Below are 18,039 nucleotides of genomic sequence, written 5' to 3' on the forward strand. Positions count from 1 at the left end.
AAAAGAAAACTTGCAAAATCCTGATTCGAGAAATCAATCTAAAATATTTCTACCTCTTGTAATGCGGCGCGTAATTAACTTCCAAAATATCCAACCGCTCAAAATGGGTTTGTAATCGCGACCAGAATTCCAGCCAGTTTTTATTTTCTACGGGAGTCCATAGCACTTCGGATAAAGCAGCAGCCCTTGGATAAGCCATGTATTCTACCTTGTCTCCGGAATGCATGTATTCCGTCCATACATTCCCCTGTGCTCCTAACACATACTTGGCTTCTTCAGCAGAGAGTTCTTCAGGAATAGGTTCATAGAAATAAACATCCTTCAGGGTAGTAAATCCGCCAATGGCCAGTGGCTCTGTTTTCGGTTCGGCTTGGTAATGATCATAATAGTTGGAGCCCCAGGGAGTCATGATGACATCGTGACTCATTTTAGCCGCTTCGATACCGCCCTTTTCACCCCGCCAGCTCATTACGGTGGCACGGGGAGCTAATCCACCTTCCAGTATTTCATCCCAGCCAATAATCTGCCGGCCGTGCTCATTTAAAAACTTCTCAATACGGCTGATGAAATAACTCTGAAGTTCATGCTCGTCTTTCAGGCCTTCCCGCTTTATTACTTCCTGTGCAATCGGGCTTTCTTCCCATTGTTTTTTGGGAGCTTCATCTCCGCCAATGTGAATGTAGGTGCTTGGGAATAACTCCATCACTTCAGTTAATACGTCCTCCAGGAATTCAAAAGTTTCTTCTTTGGGGCAATAAATATCTTCAAAAATTCCCCAGGTAGGTTGCACGTGATATTCTTTTTCAAAACACCCAAACTGAGGATAAGCCGCTAATGCCGCTGAAGAATGTCCCGGCATTTCTATTTCCGGGATAATGGTGATATTTCGTTTCTCAGCGTAGGCAACAACTTCCCTGATTTCTTCCTGGGTGTAAAATCCACCATATCGCACATTATCATAAATACCTGTTCCGTATCGGCCAATCAGGGTTGAATCCCTCCAGGCACCAATTTCGGTCAGTTTGGGATATTTCTTGATTTCGATCCGCCAGCCCTGGTCTTCGGTCAGGTGCCAGTGAAAGCGGTTCATTTTATGCATGGCCAGCAGGTCGATGTATTTCTTTACAAAATCGGTGGGGAAGAAGTGGCGGGCTACATCCAGGTGCATACCTCTATACTGAAACCGGGGATAATCTTTAATGGTAACAACCGGCAGTGCCCACTCCTGATTGTTAGGAGCCAGCGAAGGGAGTTTATGTTCTATAACAGGATCAAAAAGCTGGCGAAGAGTCTGTATGCCATAAAAAAGACCAGCGGTTTCCCGAGCTGAAATTCTGACCTCATCTTCCGTAACCGACAGCATATATCCTTCCGGGTGCTTAATCTCATTATCCTCGTCTATGACCAGGAAAACAGCCGTATTCGTATCGGTTCGGGTTTCCTCAAAAGAGATGGAATGATCCATCCAGGTAGCCGAGTAAAGTAAATCAGCCAGATACTCGCCCAGAAAATGCATTTCTTCGGTGTCTTCGGAGAGATGAATGGTGGTAAGTCTGTCCAGTTCAAAAAGTCCGTCTCCGTATTCCACTGAAACAGGTTTGGGAATGATGGAAACGGTTGGCTCTGCCTGGAACCCGTATAAGGATTGAACGGTAAATAGGAGAAGAGCGCCAATTAATGCCTTTTTCATAATCTGTCAGGTCTGTGTTCAGTAATTTTGACCGACAAGATAGCATTTATAGACTTTTTATTTTTTGGCTTGTTCTTCTTTTTCTTTGAGGATGTAATTTGCATACAAAAACTCCAAGGCCGAGGCTTCAAAGCCTTTCCAGTTTTGTATGAGTTCCTGAAACCGTTCTTCCGAAGTGTTGTGCGGATCTTCTCCATAGCTCCAGATAATCCACCGGCGAAGCCCTTTTTCTTCCCCGCTTTTCTTGTTGGATGGGAAAACGGCATCGGTGCGTCCACGCATCATCATTAAATCCTGCCCGGAGGTGGGACCAATTCCCTTAATACTCGTGAGTTCATCGTAGCAGGTTTGTGGATCGCAGATGCTCAGGTGCTCCATATCCACTTCTCCGGCAACAATATCGTTTGCAAGACCAACCAGATACTGTCCCTTGCGAAGAGTGGGGCCTAATTTTCGAATGTTGGCAGGATCGGCTTTCATCAGCTGATGGGGGCGGGGCCAGGCGGGCAGCGATTTCTTCCCAAGCATTAGAGCCGTTCCATAAGTTTCCCGGATTTTGTACATCATTTTCTTGGCCGTGGGTTTATGGTTCATCTGCATTTGTACAATCCGGTACAGGATATCTTCGAACAAATTGGCGCGGGTCATGCGCTTTAACCCGTACAGGTTGGTGAGTTTGTCGCCGAGAACCGGGTCATTTTCAGCCTGATCATAAAGAGGACGAAGATCCATATCGGTACCGAAGATCTTGGTCAGGCTTTTGTTTGCTTCTGCAATTTCCTCTTTCGAGAGCGACTCTTGCGATTCAATGTGAAACTCAGGGCTTTCAGGATCGCCGTTGAAAAAGACGGTTACAATAGCATCGGTTTCGCCAACGGGGATAGGACGGGTGAATCCTTCCTCAAATATTTTTTCAGGTTCGTGTTCGTGATCAAAGTAAGACTCGATATCGAGGCAGAGAAACCAATCGTGGGGAGGGATGGATTTTAAGGTCCAGGAGCTCATAGGAAATGGATGAAGTGATAATTGATTCAGTGAGGATATAACTAAGACCTCACCAAATCAACTATCAGAATAGAAAGAACATTTCAACAAATAGCTATTTTGCTAATTCTACTTCATTTGAAGTGCCAAATGGATTCCAGCTGATGGCTTTTGCTTTTTCCAGGAACTTCGCGGTACTTACATATACTACCGGAATGAACACCAGGGTAACCAAGGTAGAAGCGGTTAACCCACCGATAACTACACGTGCCAGGGAAGCCTGAATTTCAGCCCCGGCGCCCAACCCAAAGGAAAGAGGGAGGAGACCTAACACGGTGGTCAGGGTAGTCATAAGTATAGGGCGGAGACGGAGTCGTCCGGCTTCTATAACGGCTTCTAAAACCGGCATGTTTTTCTCCCGCCGCATCAGGTTGATGTAGTCGACCAGAACAATTGCATTATTTACTACAATGCCAATCAACATGATCATTCCCATCAGGCTTTGAATGTTGATGGTCGTACCTGTTAACAGGAGAGCGGGAATTACACCGATCATAGCCAGCGGTACGGAAAACATTACCACAAGTGGATCAAAGAATCGTTCAAACTGCCCGGCCATTACCATGTAGATTAGAATAAGAGCCATGATGACAGCCATTGAAAAGTCGTTAGCTGCTTTTTGCTGCTCCTCGTATTCTCCGCCGTACACAATGTTAAATCCATCGGGTAGGGGATAGTCGATGAGTTCTGCTTTTATGGCTTCCACAGCTTCACTTAAAGCTACGCCACTTTGAAGGTTTGCGGTGATATTGGTTACCCGCTGTCCGTTGATACGGTTGATGTCTTCCGGGCCGCGCCCTCTTTGTTTTTTAATGACTGAGGAAACGGGAAGTACTCCGCCATCGGGTGTGCGTATCGAGATATTATCAATATCGAGTGTTCCAAGCCGGTCTTCGGGTTGAAGGCGGACGGTAATCGGGTATTCATCGCCCCCCACACGGTAGGAACCAGCCCGGCTGCCTCCGATATTTGTTTGAACGACCTGAGCCACATCACGGACTGAAAGTCCCAGGTCGGCAATTTTATCACGGTCAAAAAGGATACGTTCTTCAGGGGTGCCTTCACTTCTTCCCGCCCGCACTTCAACGATTCCGGGAAGTTTCTCAACTCTCAGCTTTATATCCTGAGCCAGCTCATAGGCTTTTTCAATGTCATAGCCCCGAAGTTCGAACTGTACATCTTCGCCACCTCCTCCACCAAATACGCGGCGTAATATCCACAGCCCGGATTGTGCATCCACACGGATGTCTGCTCCCGGAACTTTACCGGAGAGATTTTTTCGGATTTCAGCAGCAAGATCGGAAGTGCTTTGACTACGTTCAGACTGGGGTACCATAGCTATCTCAACCTCGGCACGCCCATCTCTCACTTCCGTTGTGAAATATTCCACATCCTCCATGGGAAGCGTAGCCCGAACGATTTCCTCTAATTCTTTGAGGTATAAATTCTGTACAGCAATGTTTGTACCATCCGCCATTTCAAGGTCGATATCAATTTCGTCGGCATCTGTTTGGGGTGCCAGTTCAACCGGAATGATGGGTATCAACAGGAAGCTGCTAACTACAAGTACGGCTGTTACACCAAATACGGCGGGTTTATGTGAAAGGGTTTTCTCAAGAACCAAAGAATAGCGGGTTTCCAGTTTTGTGAAAAAGCGCTGAAAGGCTCCTTTCTTATTATGAGCACCTTTTTTTATAGTCAGGAACCGGCTTGAAAGCATTGGAACAAGCGTTAGAGCTACAACCAATGAACATACGAGAGCAAAGACAACAACCAGTGCCAGTTCCTGGAACAGCAGTCCTGAAACTGTCTGCATAAATACGACTGGTAAAAATATTACACAGGTGGTGAGGGTGGAGGCTACGATAGCACCTGCAACCTGCTTGGTGCCAATCAGAGCGCTTGTCTCTAAATCTTCGCCTTCTTCTTCCCGGAGCCTGATAATATTCTCGAGTACTACAATGGCGTTATCGACAATTAAACCCACCCCGAGTGCAAGTCCGCCAAAACTCATTTGATTCAGCGTCAGATCATTGAAGTAGAGCAGGGCAAAAGTTGCAATAATCGAAATTGGGATGGCTACCGCGATGATAAAGGTTGAAGATCCATTGCGGAAAAATACATAAAGAACTACAACAGCCAGTAACGCTCCCCACATAGCCGAGTTCTGAACATTGTCGATCGAGCTTTGAATAAATTCACTTTGGTCGGTAGTAACAAATAAATTCAGGTCATTTCTCTCGCTGTTAATTTTTTCGACTTCGTTACGGATGTTTTCAGCTACAGCCACGGTGTTAGCGCCCGTCTGTTTACGGATTCCAAACCGAACCATCGGCTTTTTATCAATGGAAACCACCCGATCCAGGTCTTGGTATCCAAATGATACATTTGCAACGTCTTTAACCCGAATTGGCTTATTGTCGATAGTGGTGATTACGGTGTTGGCAATTTGCTCGATGGATTCATATTCACCCAGCGTACGAACATATAACTGCTGCAGTCCGGAATTAACATTACCTCCGGGAAGGTTGGTATTTTCCCTCGCGATAGCCTGTTGTACTTCAGCTGTCGACAAACCACTTGCAATAAGCCGGTCTCTTTTTATATCGATTTTTACTTCCCGGTTTATACCGCCCCAAATATCGATAGATCCAACTCCGTTTATCTGTTCAAAGCGTTTGGTTACCTCCCGTTCTAAAACAACAGTGAGTTTAGCAAGATCCATATCGGAGTTGGCGCCAACAATGACAATAGGAAAATTATTTGGGTCAAACTTCCAGATACGGGGAGGTTCTGCTTCGGGAGGGATGTTATCCCTGACCCGGTCAAGTGCAGCCCGTACATCATTGGAGGCTACGTCAACGTCAATGCTTTGGGCAAACTCCAGGGTAACCCTACTTCGTCCTTCACTGGAGCTCGAACGAACTCTTTCTACTCCGGGAACACCGGCAAGGGCATTTTCAATAGGTTCAGTAATGATTTGCTCAATTTCTTCGGGCCCCACGTTTGGATATTCAGTAGCAACGGTAAGCTGCGGATACTCAATAGGGGGAAGCAAATCTACGGGGAGGAACCTGAACCCGATTACTCCAAGGGTAATGATGATCAGGAAGACCATCGAGGTGGCAACGGGACGTTTAATCGAAGTTTCTGTAATAGGCATGATCGAAAGGCTTAAAGGGTAACGTTATTTTGTTGGTTGTCACGGTCACGCATGATTTCTTCAAGTAAATCCTCGCGTTGCAGTTGCTGAAGCTGAAAGATGCGGTCCCAGCTCATGGTACGAATTCGGGCTTGTGTTCTTCCTTCAGAGAGTAAGTCTTGACCAACAGTGACTACCCATTGACCGCTTTCCAAACCGTTCACCCCAAGCTCCATTCTACCCTCTGCTACAACATCAATAGGTTTAAACTGCACAGGTGTGGGTTGGGTCATAGCTCTCAGGCCCCCTGAATTATTATCACTGGAGTCACTGACCGGCTCTATTTCAGAACCAAGTGATGTAGCTACAAACACACCTTCTCTTCCTGTTGTGGGATCGGTATAAAGCGCACTGACAGGAATTAAGGTAGCTTGTTCACTTTCACCGAAAAAGATATCAACGGGTACAAACATCCCGGGACGTAATAAACCGTTTACATTGTTAACATCAATTTCAGCTTCCGTACTCCGTGACACTTCATTTAAGAAGGGAGAAATACGGGATAATTTGGCGTTGATAGAGCTTGGTTCACCCTCACTATTCTCAATAAGGATTCGGGCAGATTGCCCAACCTGAATTCGATTCAACATACTTTCAGTAAGAACGATCTCAATTTTGAGCTTTGTTAAATCCCCGATTAGAAATAATTGGGTATTTGTAGAGGCCTGCATGCCGATTTCAGCATTACGCTGACCTACAGTTCCGGAAATAGGGGCCCGTATTACTGCTTTGTTTAGCTCATCTTTGCGTTCTTCCACCAAAGACCTGGCCTGATCGAGTTGCGCTTCTGCCAATTCAACATCGGCTTCGGCTGATAAAAGCCGGGCTTCAATTTGTTCAACTTCCAACTGACTGGTCAGGTTCTTCTCTTCCAGTTGTTTTGTCCGTTTAAATTCAGACTGAACTTCAGCGAGCTGAGCTTTGGCTTGCTTTAACTGGGCATTGTTAATCTTGAGCCCTGCTTCTGCCTGCTGAAGTTGTTTTTCCAACACATCGGTATTCAACTGAACCAGTTTAGTGCCTTTTTCTACGAAATCTCCGTTTTTTACAAAAACCTGCTCTACCACCCCCGAAATTTCCGGATACAAGGCCACTTGGTTTTCTGATTTCACATTACCACTGAATCGTTCTACCAGTGGGAGTGAACCGTAACGGGCCTGAACCGCTTCTACTGATGGAATTACAGAATTTCCGGTTGTTTGATTTTGACTGGTATCTTCATCAGACCCCGAACAAGCATTTAAAAGGAGCAGTAAGGCGGTAAGTACAAATAGTTTTGGTAAGACAAGTAGCTGTTTCATAGTATAATTATTGAGTTCATATGCAAAACTCAATTGTTTACTAAACCGCTCCCCTGCAAATGTTAAATGGTATAAAAAAGAAAACCCCTTGAAATTCTGAATGACTTCGAAGGGGTTTTTAAGGAAAAAAGGGTCTTACGCTATTTCACCAGCACCATTTTCTTCGATAGCGAGTAGGCTTTTCCGGAAGCGGACTCCACGTTTAGTACATATATGTACATTCCGGAAGCGTAGCGGGAAGCATCCCAGTTCAGTTTATAGTATCCCGGGCGTACGCCGTTTTCGTTGATCAGCGTTTCCACTTTTCGACCAAGGATGTCAAACACGGTGATACTTACCTTCGCCTGCTCAGCCAATTCGTAATGAATGGTTGTTGTAGGGTTGAACGGGTTCGGATAGTTTTGTGACATGGTGAAACTTTCCGGCAGTTCTTCTGCAACGTTAACCGCTTTTCGGGCAATTTGCTGCTGAGCCGGTTTTCCTTTCGCTCTCAGGTCGGAGGCGATGATGAGTTCGGCATCCTGATCGTTCAGGGAGTGGAAGGTCAGGGTTGCAATTTCTCTTTCCTGAACCGGTGAAAGGGCTCCGAAGTTGGCCACGTTAAGCGTAATAATCCCGTTAACGCTATCCACATGGGAGAGAAACACATTGGCGCTGCTGCTGTGCATGTTGAACAGCTCCTGATCGGTAATATCAGCAACACTGAGCTTCTCTTCATCGTAATCGATCACCAATGAAAGCGCAGTCACGCTGTCGGGGTGGGAGAGGGCAAAGGCATAAGTGACTTCACGCGGAGCATTCGGGTTGCTGCTGTATTCCTGCGCCTGCTGTACTTTGGTATAGCTGATATGTTGCAGGGTGTCAGAAATGGACAGTGCGGATTTTTGCTGTGAAGCCGGCTGAATGGTATTGTCATTACCGACTGTAATCTCAGTTCCCGAATTTAGTGCTTGCTTAGCACCTGAGCGCAGAGCAGAAGCCGCATCACTTACAGAACCGTTATCCATTCCGGAAATCAGAGCAGCCATGTGCTGTGCTTTGGCAGCTTTGTTTCTGTCTTGAGTTAAATTCCAGAATCGAATAAAAGCGACGATATCTTCAACGTTGAAATCGTTATCTGTATTCAGGCGTGCATTCGGGAAAGTTAAGCCACCACTAAAATCAAGAGGAGCAGTCTCAAACCCAAAGTCATTATCTCTCCAGCCATTGCTGAAGGAATTCAGGTCATCGAAGTCAACAGCGAAGTCATTGTTAAAATCGCCGATCATGGTGACGTAAAATTCAGGAGAGGAATAGGTGTCATCAGCTGATGTAAATTGTCCGTCTCCATCAACATCAACAAAATACTGACCGCCGCTGTTATCCTGCATGTTTTGTGATGAAATCTGAACAGTAAGAGTATCCAGACTGTAGAAGTTGTTGTTATCCAGAATCAGGCTGTTACCTTCTGCGTTCAGAGCACCGGGAGTAATAGTCTGGCCATCGTCATTGATAAAGGTAACAGCACCGGAAAATACCGTTGAGAAGTTATTAAGTGTATTAATGTCGGTATCAAAAACGATTTCTACGCCATTATTTACATACAGTACATTTCCATTTGGGTTGAAATCGTTGACACTCAGAGGAGTAATCAGGAAGTTTTTGCTTACGCCGATTGTACCACTGAATTGTCCCCGAATAGCGATGTCGAGATTACCGTTTCCATCCATGTCGTAAGGATGGATGCTGACGGCTCCATTGAAATCGCTGGTAAGCACTATTTCTGAAGAGAAGGAGTTGCCTCCATTATTTTGGAACCACATTCCCTGACCATCGTCCGGTGAGGTTGCGAGTATATCCGTCAGTCCGTCTCCGTTAAGATCACCAACCGAAACATCTACAACCTGGGTAATACCGGTGCCTATAACCGACTTACTTCCAAAGGTGCCGTCTCCATTGTTGATAAACGCCCCAACCTCGCTATCTCCCGATGAAGCATAAACCACATCGAGGTCGCCGTCATTATCGAGGTCGGCTGCTGTCACTCTTTCGGGATTGGTGATGTTGGACCCGATTACGGTTCGGGTAAATGAACCGTTTCCATTATTTTGATAATAAGCTACTTCATGGCCGCCATTCTCACCTGAAACGATATCGGTGAGGTTGTCGCCGTTAAAGTCTCCGGCAAAAACAGAATTGATCAGGTTGCTGTTATCAACTACTGAGTTCTCCGGGCCAAATGCGACTGCAGACTGGAAGCTCTGGTTTTCGTACCAGCTGATTTTACCATCACCGGAAGAAGCAATGACAACATCGGTAAACCCGTCGTTGTTCATATCTGCCGGGAATATATCAGAAATGCCGGTATGATTAACGGTAACCGTAGTTTCATCCAGGAATCCGGTAGTAGATGTACTTCCTCCGTTATTTTTCAGAACTCTGAACTCATTGTTCACATTCGAAGTAAATACAAGATCCGGGAAATCACTTCCATATACATTCATCGTCCTGATTATTGCCGGAGATACCGATCCCGGATAATTCAGACTTAGTACGCTGTTGAAAGGATTGTCACCATCAGAGAAAAGTAATGAAATTAGATTATCTGCGGGTCGGGTGGCAATCAAATCTTCAAAACCATCTCCGTTAATGTCAGCCGAGGTTATGTTACCTCTGCCTGAGAACCCACCTTGAGTTTCGAACAGGCCAAAGGTTCCTTCACTTTCATTGAGGTATAGATACTTGTGAGGATACGTGTATCCAATTCCATTGGTTGTTACCGAAACATTTACAAAACCGGATAAACCAGCCGGCGCTTCTACAACAATTGAAGCAGAGTCAGCGCTGATAACATTAGCGTTAGTACCACCAAACTGCACCTGATTTTCAGAGGATACGTTAGAAAACCCAATACCTGATAAGGTAACCTGAGTTCCTTCAACACCGGAAGTAGGGTAAATTCCGGAAATCTGGGTTGATATGGCTTTGATGCTTACGGTATCTGAGGCTACGCGGGTATTACTTGAGTCGATAGCCACCACCCGATAGTAGTAGGTTACACCGTTATTCAGGCCGGTATCTTCGTAGGTAGTTCCTGTTTGTGGTGTGCCGAGCAGGGAGGTGAATCCATCTACATCAGGATTGGTACTTCGAACTACATCATACCCCAGGAGATCTGTTTCAGTATTGGCATCCCAGCTTAATGAGGCCGAGCCAATATTTCCGGAAACCGTTACGCCGGTTGGAGGGGCGGGAGGGGTATCCACATTTTTCAATAAGAGCAATTGATTAGCTGTATAATCTCCAACAACTAAATCAAGTAAACCTGCTTCCGTTAAGTCTGCAGCAGCCACAGATCGCAATTCTCCGGCACCGGATAGGAGCGTATCTGCAGTATCAAAGCTGCCGGAACCGAGGTTTTTATACCAAACCAGGTCACCATTTAAGGTAGAAACAATGACGTCTTTGAGGTCATCACCGTTTAAGTCGGCAGCCGTAGCATTAAAAGGATCAGTCAGGTCGCTGGAAATAACACTTTGAGCTCCAAAGGTTCCGTTACCGGAACTGTTAGAGTACCAGGCCACTTTAGAATCGGTTTGTGAAATCGAAAGCACATCAACAAAACCGTCGTTATCCAGATCTGCAGTGATAACGTTTTGAGGATTATCAACTGAAGAGCTAATTACCGAAGCAGCAGCAAAGGTGCCGGCGTTATTAACATACTGCACAATTTGATTTGAAGCTTCAATCGATGCAACGAGGTCAAAATCACCATCCCCATCAAAATCGGCAGCTTTTACATCATTAGCCAGAGGAGCATTGCCGTCTATCAATTGCTGAAGCACAAAAGTACCGGTGCCGTTATTCTCATAATACGAGATATCGTCAGAAATGGTATGTACATGAATGATATCCGTATCCCCATCAAGGTTGACATCAAACGCTATCACGTCCTGGGAGTTATAGTTAGAGATAACCGGGAAGGTCTCAATTACGGAACCATCCACACTGGAAAAGTTAAAAGCACCATCATTTTTATACCAGCCCAGCACATTGTTATATGCCGCGGCGACATCTAAAATACCGTCACCATCAAAATCAGCGTAGGTAACGCTGCGTGCACGTGCATCGCCTGTTTCTCCCAAGGCCTCAGGAGCGGAAAAAGTCAGGCTACCGAGGTTTTCAAGGTAGTCTACATTGTTAGATGAATTCTCGTTGTAGGATGCGGTTAGGATATCGAGATCCTGGTCGTTATCCAGATTGGCAATCTGCACTTCAAGTATGCCCGACAGGGTAGCAAGGGATGTAGGATCCTGGAAAAAGCCGCTTTCCCCAGGAGTATCTTCCAATACGGTGTACATATCCGGCGCATTCAGGAATGTATTCCCGTTTATGACTACGGTAACCGGGTAGGTGCCCGGAGATACAGCCGGTATGGTGACGGAGATCTTAATTGAATCTGATGAGGTAATGGTGGCACTTTGTCCGCCAATCTGTACATCGAGAGAACTGTTGGTGAGGTTAGCACCGTAGATAGTTAATGAACTTCCGGCGTCTCCGGCGGTTGCAGACAGTGCATAAAGGCTCTTAATTTTGAATGGTACAACTACTTCATCACTTAACTGCGATAAGGCGCCTGTTACGGTATCATAGGCTGCCGCACGGTAATAATAGGTGGTATTCTCAACCGGGGTTGAATCCGTAAAGGTGGTATCACCAATTACCGATGTATTCAATCGTGTTGCGGCGGTTGAATCTGAGAATGAAGATGTTGATCGGTACACATTATATCCGCCGATATTCGGGGCCGGACTTGGACTCCAGTCAAGATCAATGGATGAAGCTCCGGCAGTAGCCGTCATATTCAAAGGGCCCGGTGTTTCAATCGGAATGATATCACTTGAGAAACGGGGAGCTAATTGAGAACCGTTAAAAGTACTTAAGACACCTATGAGGTCAAGATAGGCCGGAGGGGTATCGCCTATAATCTGTGTTTGAGCCCAGAGGCGGATATTTACGTTATTTCCACCGAATGTTTCAGCTGATACTGTAGTTGACACAGCCGATGCATTGGCAGGCCAGGTACCCGGATCTGTGATCAGGTCATTAATTCTAACCAGAGTTCCCTGTAAGTTTTGCAGGTCCGTTGATGGATCACCGCCATTTACGAAATCATTATAGGAAATGACTTTAGGATCAGGCAAGGTGTTTCCGCTGTTAAGAACAGAGATGTCGTTATTGACATCATTGACCATAACTTCCCGAAGACCGTTAAAAGTTTCCATTTCTCCTTCCACTTCCACACTGTCACCGGGGGCAATTCCTGAGACAGGTACATCACCATTGAAGGCGACAATTCCAAAATCACCGTCCTGAATATAAAAGGCAGTATTATTAACAGAAGCCTGGAAGTTAGGTGAGGTTACCACTCCACGCACGCGGACAAAGGAACTGTCAACCAAGTTTTTGGCACTTTCGATAGAAATGAATTCATTATCAGGAGTATAATATCTGATATCCTCTGAATTTGTAGGGAATAAGAGATATCCGTCAGTTGCATTAGATGATGATTGGTAAATAACTCCTGTATATTCAAAGTCATCCGGAATTACGGCACCACCTAGTTCTGTAACGTCAGTACCAGCAATCTGCATGGTAATATTTGCAGCAGTACCAGCCTCCAGTATACTGTAGTTCGTATCATTGGAAAAGTTCTGATCGGTTGTATTGACCGACAGGTTTTTAACATTTACCAGTACAGATTCATACTGCTCATAATCAGATACATTGTTTAATACGATTTCAACAGGGGTTGGGAGGGAGTTTCCGGAAGAAATAATGTCTACCGATGAGATACTGATCAATTCCTTGGTGAAACTTACCTCGCCTAAGGTCCCCGTTAACTCCACAAGGTCACCTATTTGGGCACCTGAATTAAACAGGGGGGCATTAAAGCTGGAAGTTGCATATAAGTGTAGACCGGCGTTATTCTGCTGAATCTTATATACGTTCCCGTGCTGACGGGTGATAATACCCTGTACTTTCACAGTTTCTCCATTAGCCAGTTGACGTGCATCTGCAATGGTTGTTAATGGCAGAGGAGGTGTACTGTTTTCATACCAGGCGATTTTGTCGTCTAAGCTTGAAGCGGAAACCACATCCAGATCTCCGTCATTATCCATATCTGCTGCATCAATATATCTTGGTCCGTTAATGGTTGCAGAAGTGGCTATGTTTACGGTATCCGTTACTGAGCTTCCGTCCGTAAGCAGAAGGGTAATTTCATCTCCACCTAATGATGAAAACAGAATGTCGTAAAAACCGTCACCATTGAAATCTAGCACTTCTATTTCATCCGGATAACCTGAGCTTTCATGCAGTACAGTAAGTGCTGGATTCGAGGATCCGGTGCCTTGGGTTACCGTAATGTTATTGGAAAAAGAGGTACCTATATAGCGACGGCCGAATACGATGTCTTTTATACCATCCTTGTTAAAATCAACTGATTTCATATCCGAAATCAGTTCATTGGAATAATAGTACCGGTTTTCAGCACCGGTGTTGCTAAAGTTATTATTACCCTCGTTTATTAAAGCACGTATACCTTTTCCGCTATCATATGCTATTAATGCATCCTGGTCACCATCTCCATCAAAGTCAGTGATATGAAAGTCAGAAATGTAAGTTGATGAGAAGGAACTGCTGTTGAAACTGAATACATCATTAGGTAGTTCAGCTGTGCCATCCCCGTTATTCTTATGCCACAATACTTTGGTGTAATAAGGGCTGAAGCCAGATGAAGCGGTGTAATAGAGACTAACAACCGGATCCTTTAATCCATCACCATCCATGTCAACCATTGTGAAATCTTTTAAAGTAGGTGTATAACCGCTTTGGGTAGGATAGTCGTAGAGATCATAAGGGGTGCTGAATAATCCGGAGCCCAGGTTAGGATATACTCTTACGGACCGGTTGGTTCCATCCAGAGTAACGATATCATTATCTCCATCATTATCGACGTCAGTGATTTCAATATTGTAAACAAACGTACCACTTGTGATAGGAGTACGGGAGCCGAATCCACCTGCCTGATTATTCTCAAACCAATCGAGGTTATCGTTCGTGTTCGACCAGGTTACCAAATCCTTGTACCCATCTCCATTCAGATCTCCGAAAACGGATATATATGGTTGTTCCGGTTGATTGTAGATGATGTTTTGTCCGTCGAAATAGGCACCTTCACTCTTAAGAACGGTAAAGGCATTTTGTTCTACTACGCTTCGGTTTCCGCTAATAATACTTAACTCGGCAGGTCCGGCAGCGGTAACCGGGATTTCAATGACCAATTTATTAGCATATGTAGCATCTCCTTCAGAGCTAACTATGTTAGCAACAATGTCATTGACAGAAACAGTTAAATCAGACACATCTTTGCTAAACGAGTTACCATATATTTCGACTTCTGAACCCGTAGCAGCACCTAATGGAATTACATCTGAGATTTTCAGATCGGGAACGAGGTTTCTGTAAAATTCCAGGGTTCCACCTGAAAATGGACTTCCTATAATGTCCAAATCACCATCATTATCAAAATCACGAACATCAGTTTTTCGTTGCAATCCTGCCGAAGTTCGAATAATTCTGACGTCAGAATAATCGAAGGTGCCTGTTTTTTCAATCCAGAAGAGGTAGCTGTTATTGCTCCCCAAAATGTCTTCATCACCATCGCCATCAAAATCAAGCACCTCCATCTCATAGGTTATTCCATTCCCGGTTGAAGAGCTGATCCCGATTTGGGAGCCGAAAGTGCTGTTTCCATTATTAATTAAATAAAACGTTTCGCCGGATGTTCCGGTTATGATATCCGGATAATCGTCACCATTAACATAGGAGGTAGCTACCGTGCGATAGGAAGACGAACCAAGGCTGGCTACAAGGGTAAATGAACCAGTTCCGTCATTTTCGAACCAGTTCAGGATACCATTTTGGCCGGTTACAATATCTAAATCTCCGTCTAAATCTAAATCTGATAGAGTGAAATCATAGATCAGGCTTGACCCAGTGATAATAGTTTGTTCTGTACCGAAGGTGCCATCCCCATTGCCGGCAAACCAGCTAAGCGCTCCACTTCCTAAATTACCGCCTAATAAATCTAAATTACCATCTGAATTTACATCAGCGGCTTCCATGTGATAGTTGAAGAAAGTAGTGCTAAAACCGGTTAGGTGGATTTTATTACCGAATGAACCATCGCCGTTACTCGGTAAAAATATGAGGGAATCGGTACCAAGACTTGTGAAATAGACGAGGTCTTCAAACCCATCTCCGTTAAAATCTCCTGCTGCCTGTTCTATAATTGAAGTATTAGCAACAGAAGTACCATAGGTGAAGTTACCGTTACCATCATTAATTAAAGGAATAAGTTCGTAAACGCCCCCCCCTAAACTATAATTTTCAAGCACGTCATAGTCGCCGTCTCCGTCCAGGTCCAGGCTAACTGAAATATTTGAACTGCTGTTTCCATTATCGAAGGATTCCGCAAATTCAAAATAAGCAGGTTGCTCTTTTATGACCGTGAACTTACCTGTATACTCCGCTACATCTCCATCCGTTTGAACGATCAGATCGTGAATACCGGTATTCATGGAAGGAACCGTAACGCTCAGCTTGGTAGATTGAGCCGATTCCACCGTTGCTTGAACGCCACCGATATAAACTGAACTGGAACTATTAAAACCGGAACCATATACCTGAATGGAAGAACCGGGAGCGGCGGCTTCTTTAGAAACTTTAGTTACATAGGTTACAATTTCGGTACCGGTGTTTTCGAAAAAAGATACCAAATCAGAGTTGAGGGTAGTAGAGAAAACATCCTGATCGCCATCATTATCGTAATCAGCTGCAACGATAGCATATACACCATCTTCCGTTGTACTTATTGGCGATTTAACAGTAAATGCTCCAGAGCCATCGTTCTCATACCAAGTGACCTTATCATCCTGAAAGGAGGCAGATAAAATGTCCTGATCACCGTCTCCGTCAAGATCAGCAGCATGAATCTTTCTTGGGGCGTCAGCAGTACCATTTGAGACTTGAATTTCAGAATTTACATCAAATGTCCCATCTCCATTATTTGGATACCATACAATTTTGTCATCAAGATTCGAACTGGAAGCTACATCCTGATCACCGTCTCCGTCAAAATCGGCGTGAATCACATCCCATAGACTACTTGTTGTTGAAGGAATGTCTATTTCAGCACCAAAAGTCCCGTCACCGTTATTTGGGAACCATCCAATTTGCTCATCAGTATTGGTTGCGAATAAAACGTCAAGGTCTCCATCATTATCCATATCAGTTACTCTGATAGCTCTTGGATCGGGGGCCGAAGATTTAATTTCTATACTTGAAGAAAAGGTTCCATTACCCTGGTTTTGATACCAGACTATTTTATTCGTTTTAGAAAAACCGGCAATAATATCTGTATAACCATCAGCGTCTAAATCCCCTGTGGCAATAGAACGAACCCCTACATCACCATCTGCAGCTGATAATACATTTTGAGTGGGAAAACTGCCCGAGCCATTATTTGGGAACCATGACACTTGCCCGTCGATATTATAATTTCCAGAAACAAGATCTACATACCCATCATTATTAATATCAGCCGTTGTAACTTCAAATACATCCCATATGTTGGTTGCTAAATCAACCTGAGTACCAAAAGTGCCATCACCATTATTAAAATAACCAACTATCCTGTGATCAGCTGTTGAAGCAACAATTAAATCCGGATAGGTATCGCCATTCAAGTCTGCTAAATCTACATCCCTGGGATTCAAAAGAGTACCAGGGAGGGTGTTATTTGAAGAAAAACTCGCATCTACTGCATTCAATACAGTAAAACCAGAAGTAGTATCACTACCGTAATAGTTACCAACGGTAACGTCATTAAATCCAATATTTGTCTGAGGTACTTCAACTACAAGTTTAGATTCTGATGAACTGATTAAATTAGCTTGTACTCCTCCGAATGACACATTTAAAAGAGCATTCGAAAAACCACTCCCGTATATAGCCACTGTAGAAAATGGACTGGCTGCATTTGGTTGGATGTTTGATATTTTTACCGGCGTAGTGTCTAAACCTGTGATTGAAATATCATCTAAAAATACGGCATCAATACCGTTGGGATCGTCTTGACTTCCGTTCTTGGAAAACCAAAAGTCGATATAATATTCTCCGGCTGGAAGGTCATAAACAGGACTATTTGTCCATGGAATGTCTCCCGAAGCAGAATCAACTACAGTTCCGGCAATTTCCAGATAAAAGAAATCAGAATTTTGCTCAGTACTAAGTCTATATTGGAACTGTAGTGTCCCGCCACCCTCAGCGATATGAACCCAAATTCCTGTATTACTGTTTTCGGAATGATTGATAACACCACTTCTGATGCTGTTTCCACTATTAAGAGTATTAGCGGATTGTTCTATAAACCAGTCATTAGGCGATGTTGTCCTTCCAAATTTTGTTCCACTTAAATATGGGTCAAAATTGACTGGAATTAGCCCATCTGCAAAGGTATAAACGGTGTCAGCAGTTGGGAATAATTCACTTTCAGCTATCTCGTCTCTGTCAGGAGATTCCGGTACTACCGGGCTGTTTAAAATCATATCAGTATTGCCGGATAAAGTAGTGGCTGAAACCGTTTGATTATCTGCTTTCTTATCCTGTGCAAAAGCAGAAGGGGAGGTGAAAGCACCAATGGTGAAGATCCCGAATAGTAGAAGGCCTTTTTTCATAATACAACGTGTTACTGCGCG

Annotated in this window: 5 protein-coding genes; all 5 read right to left on the reverse strand. The window is 44.4% G+C overall.

Going from position 1 to position 18,039, the window contains the following annotated elements:
* Positions 1-49: 49 nt before the first annotated feature.
* The 5 genes from JJ941_RS14480 to JJ941_RS14500 all read right to left on the reverse strand — a co-directional run bounded on the left by JJ941_RS14480 (position 50) and on the right by JJ941_RS14500 (position 18,018).
* A complete protein-coding gene (locus tag JJ941_RS14480) occupies positions 50-1,690 on the reverse strand; it encodes a beta-N-acetylhexosaminidase (protein ID WP_290966719.1) in 1,641 nt (546 codons plus the stop codon).
* 57 nt (positions 1,691-1,747) lie between these two features.
* On the reverse strand, positions 1,748-2,695 hold the full coding sequence (locus JJ941_RS14485) for a hypothetical protein (RefSeq protein WP_290966722.1): 948 nt from the start codon (positions 2,693-2,695) through the stop codon (positions 1,748-1,750).
* A gap of 94 nt (positions 2,696-2,789) precedes the next feature.
* Entirely contained in the window at positions 2,790-5,897 is a 3,108-nt protein-coding gene (locus JJ941_RS14490; protein WP_290966725.1) for an efflux RND transporter permease subunit, read from the reverse strand.
* An 11-nt stretch (positions 5,898-5,908) separates the two neighbouring features.
* Entirely contained in the window at positions 5,909-7,237 is a 1,329-nt protein-coding gene (locus JJ941_RS14495) for an efflux RND transporter periplasmic adaptor subunit (RefSeq protein WP_290966727.1), read from the reverse strand.
* Between the two features lie 140 nt (positions 7,238-7,377).
* Positions 7,378-18,018, reverse strand: coding sequence for an FG-GAP-like repeat-containing protein (locus JJ941_RS14500; protein WP_290966729.1), 10,641 nt, complete (start codon positions 18,016-18,018; stop codon positions 7,378-7,380).
* Positions 18,019-18,039: the final 21 nt, after the last annotated feature.

Origin of the sequence: Gracilimonas sp. (assembly GCF_017641085.1) — a bacterium.
Taxonomy (GTDB): Bacteria; Bacteroidota; Rhodothermia; order Balneolales; family Balneolaceae; genus Gracilimonas.

Bases quoted from the DNA above. Each gene is read 5' to 3' on its own strand.
- JJ941_RS14480 (WP_290966719.1), bottom strand. From the start codon at position 1,690: ATGAAAAAGGCATTAATTGGCGCTCTTCTCCTATTTACCGTTCAATCC.
- JJ941_RS14485 (WP_290966722.1), bottom strand. From the start codon at position 2,695: ATGAGCTCCTGGACCTTAAAATCCATCCCTCCCCACGATTGGTTTCTC.
- JJ941_RS14490 (WP_290966725.1), bottom strand. From the start codon at position 5,897: ATGCCTATTACAGAAACTTCGATTAAACGTCCCGTTGCCACCTCGATG.
- JJ941_RS14495 (WP_290966727.1), bottom strand. From the start codon at position 7,237: ATGAAACAGCTACTTGTCTTACCAAAACTATTTGTACTTACCGCCTTA.
- JJ941_RS14500 (WP_290966729.1), bottom strand. From the start codon at position 18,018: ATGAAAAAAGGCCTTCTACTATTCGGGATCTTCACCATTGGTGCTTTC.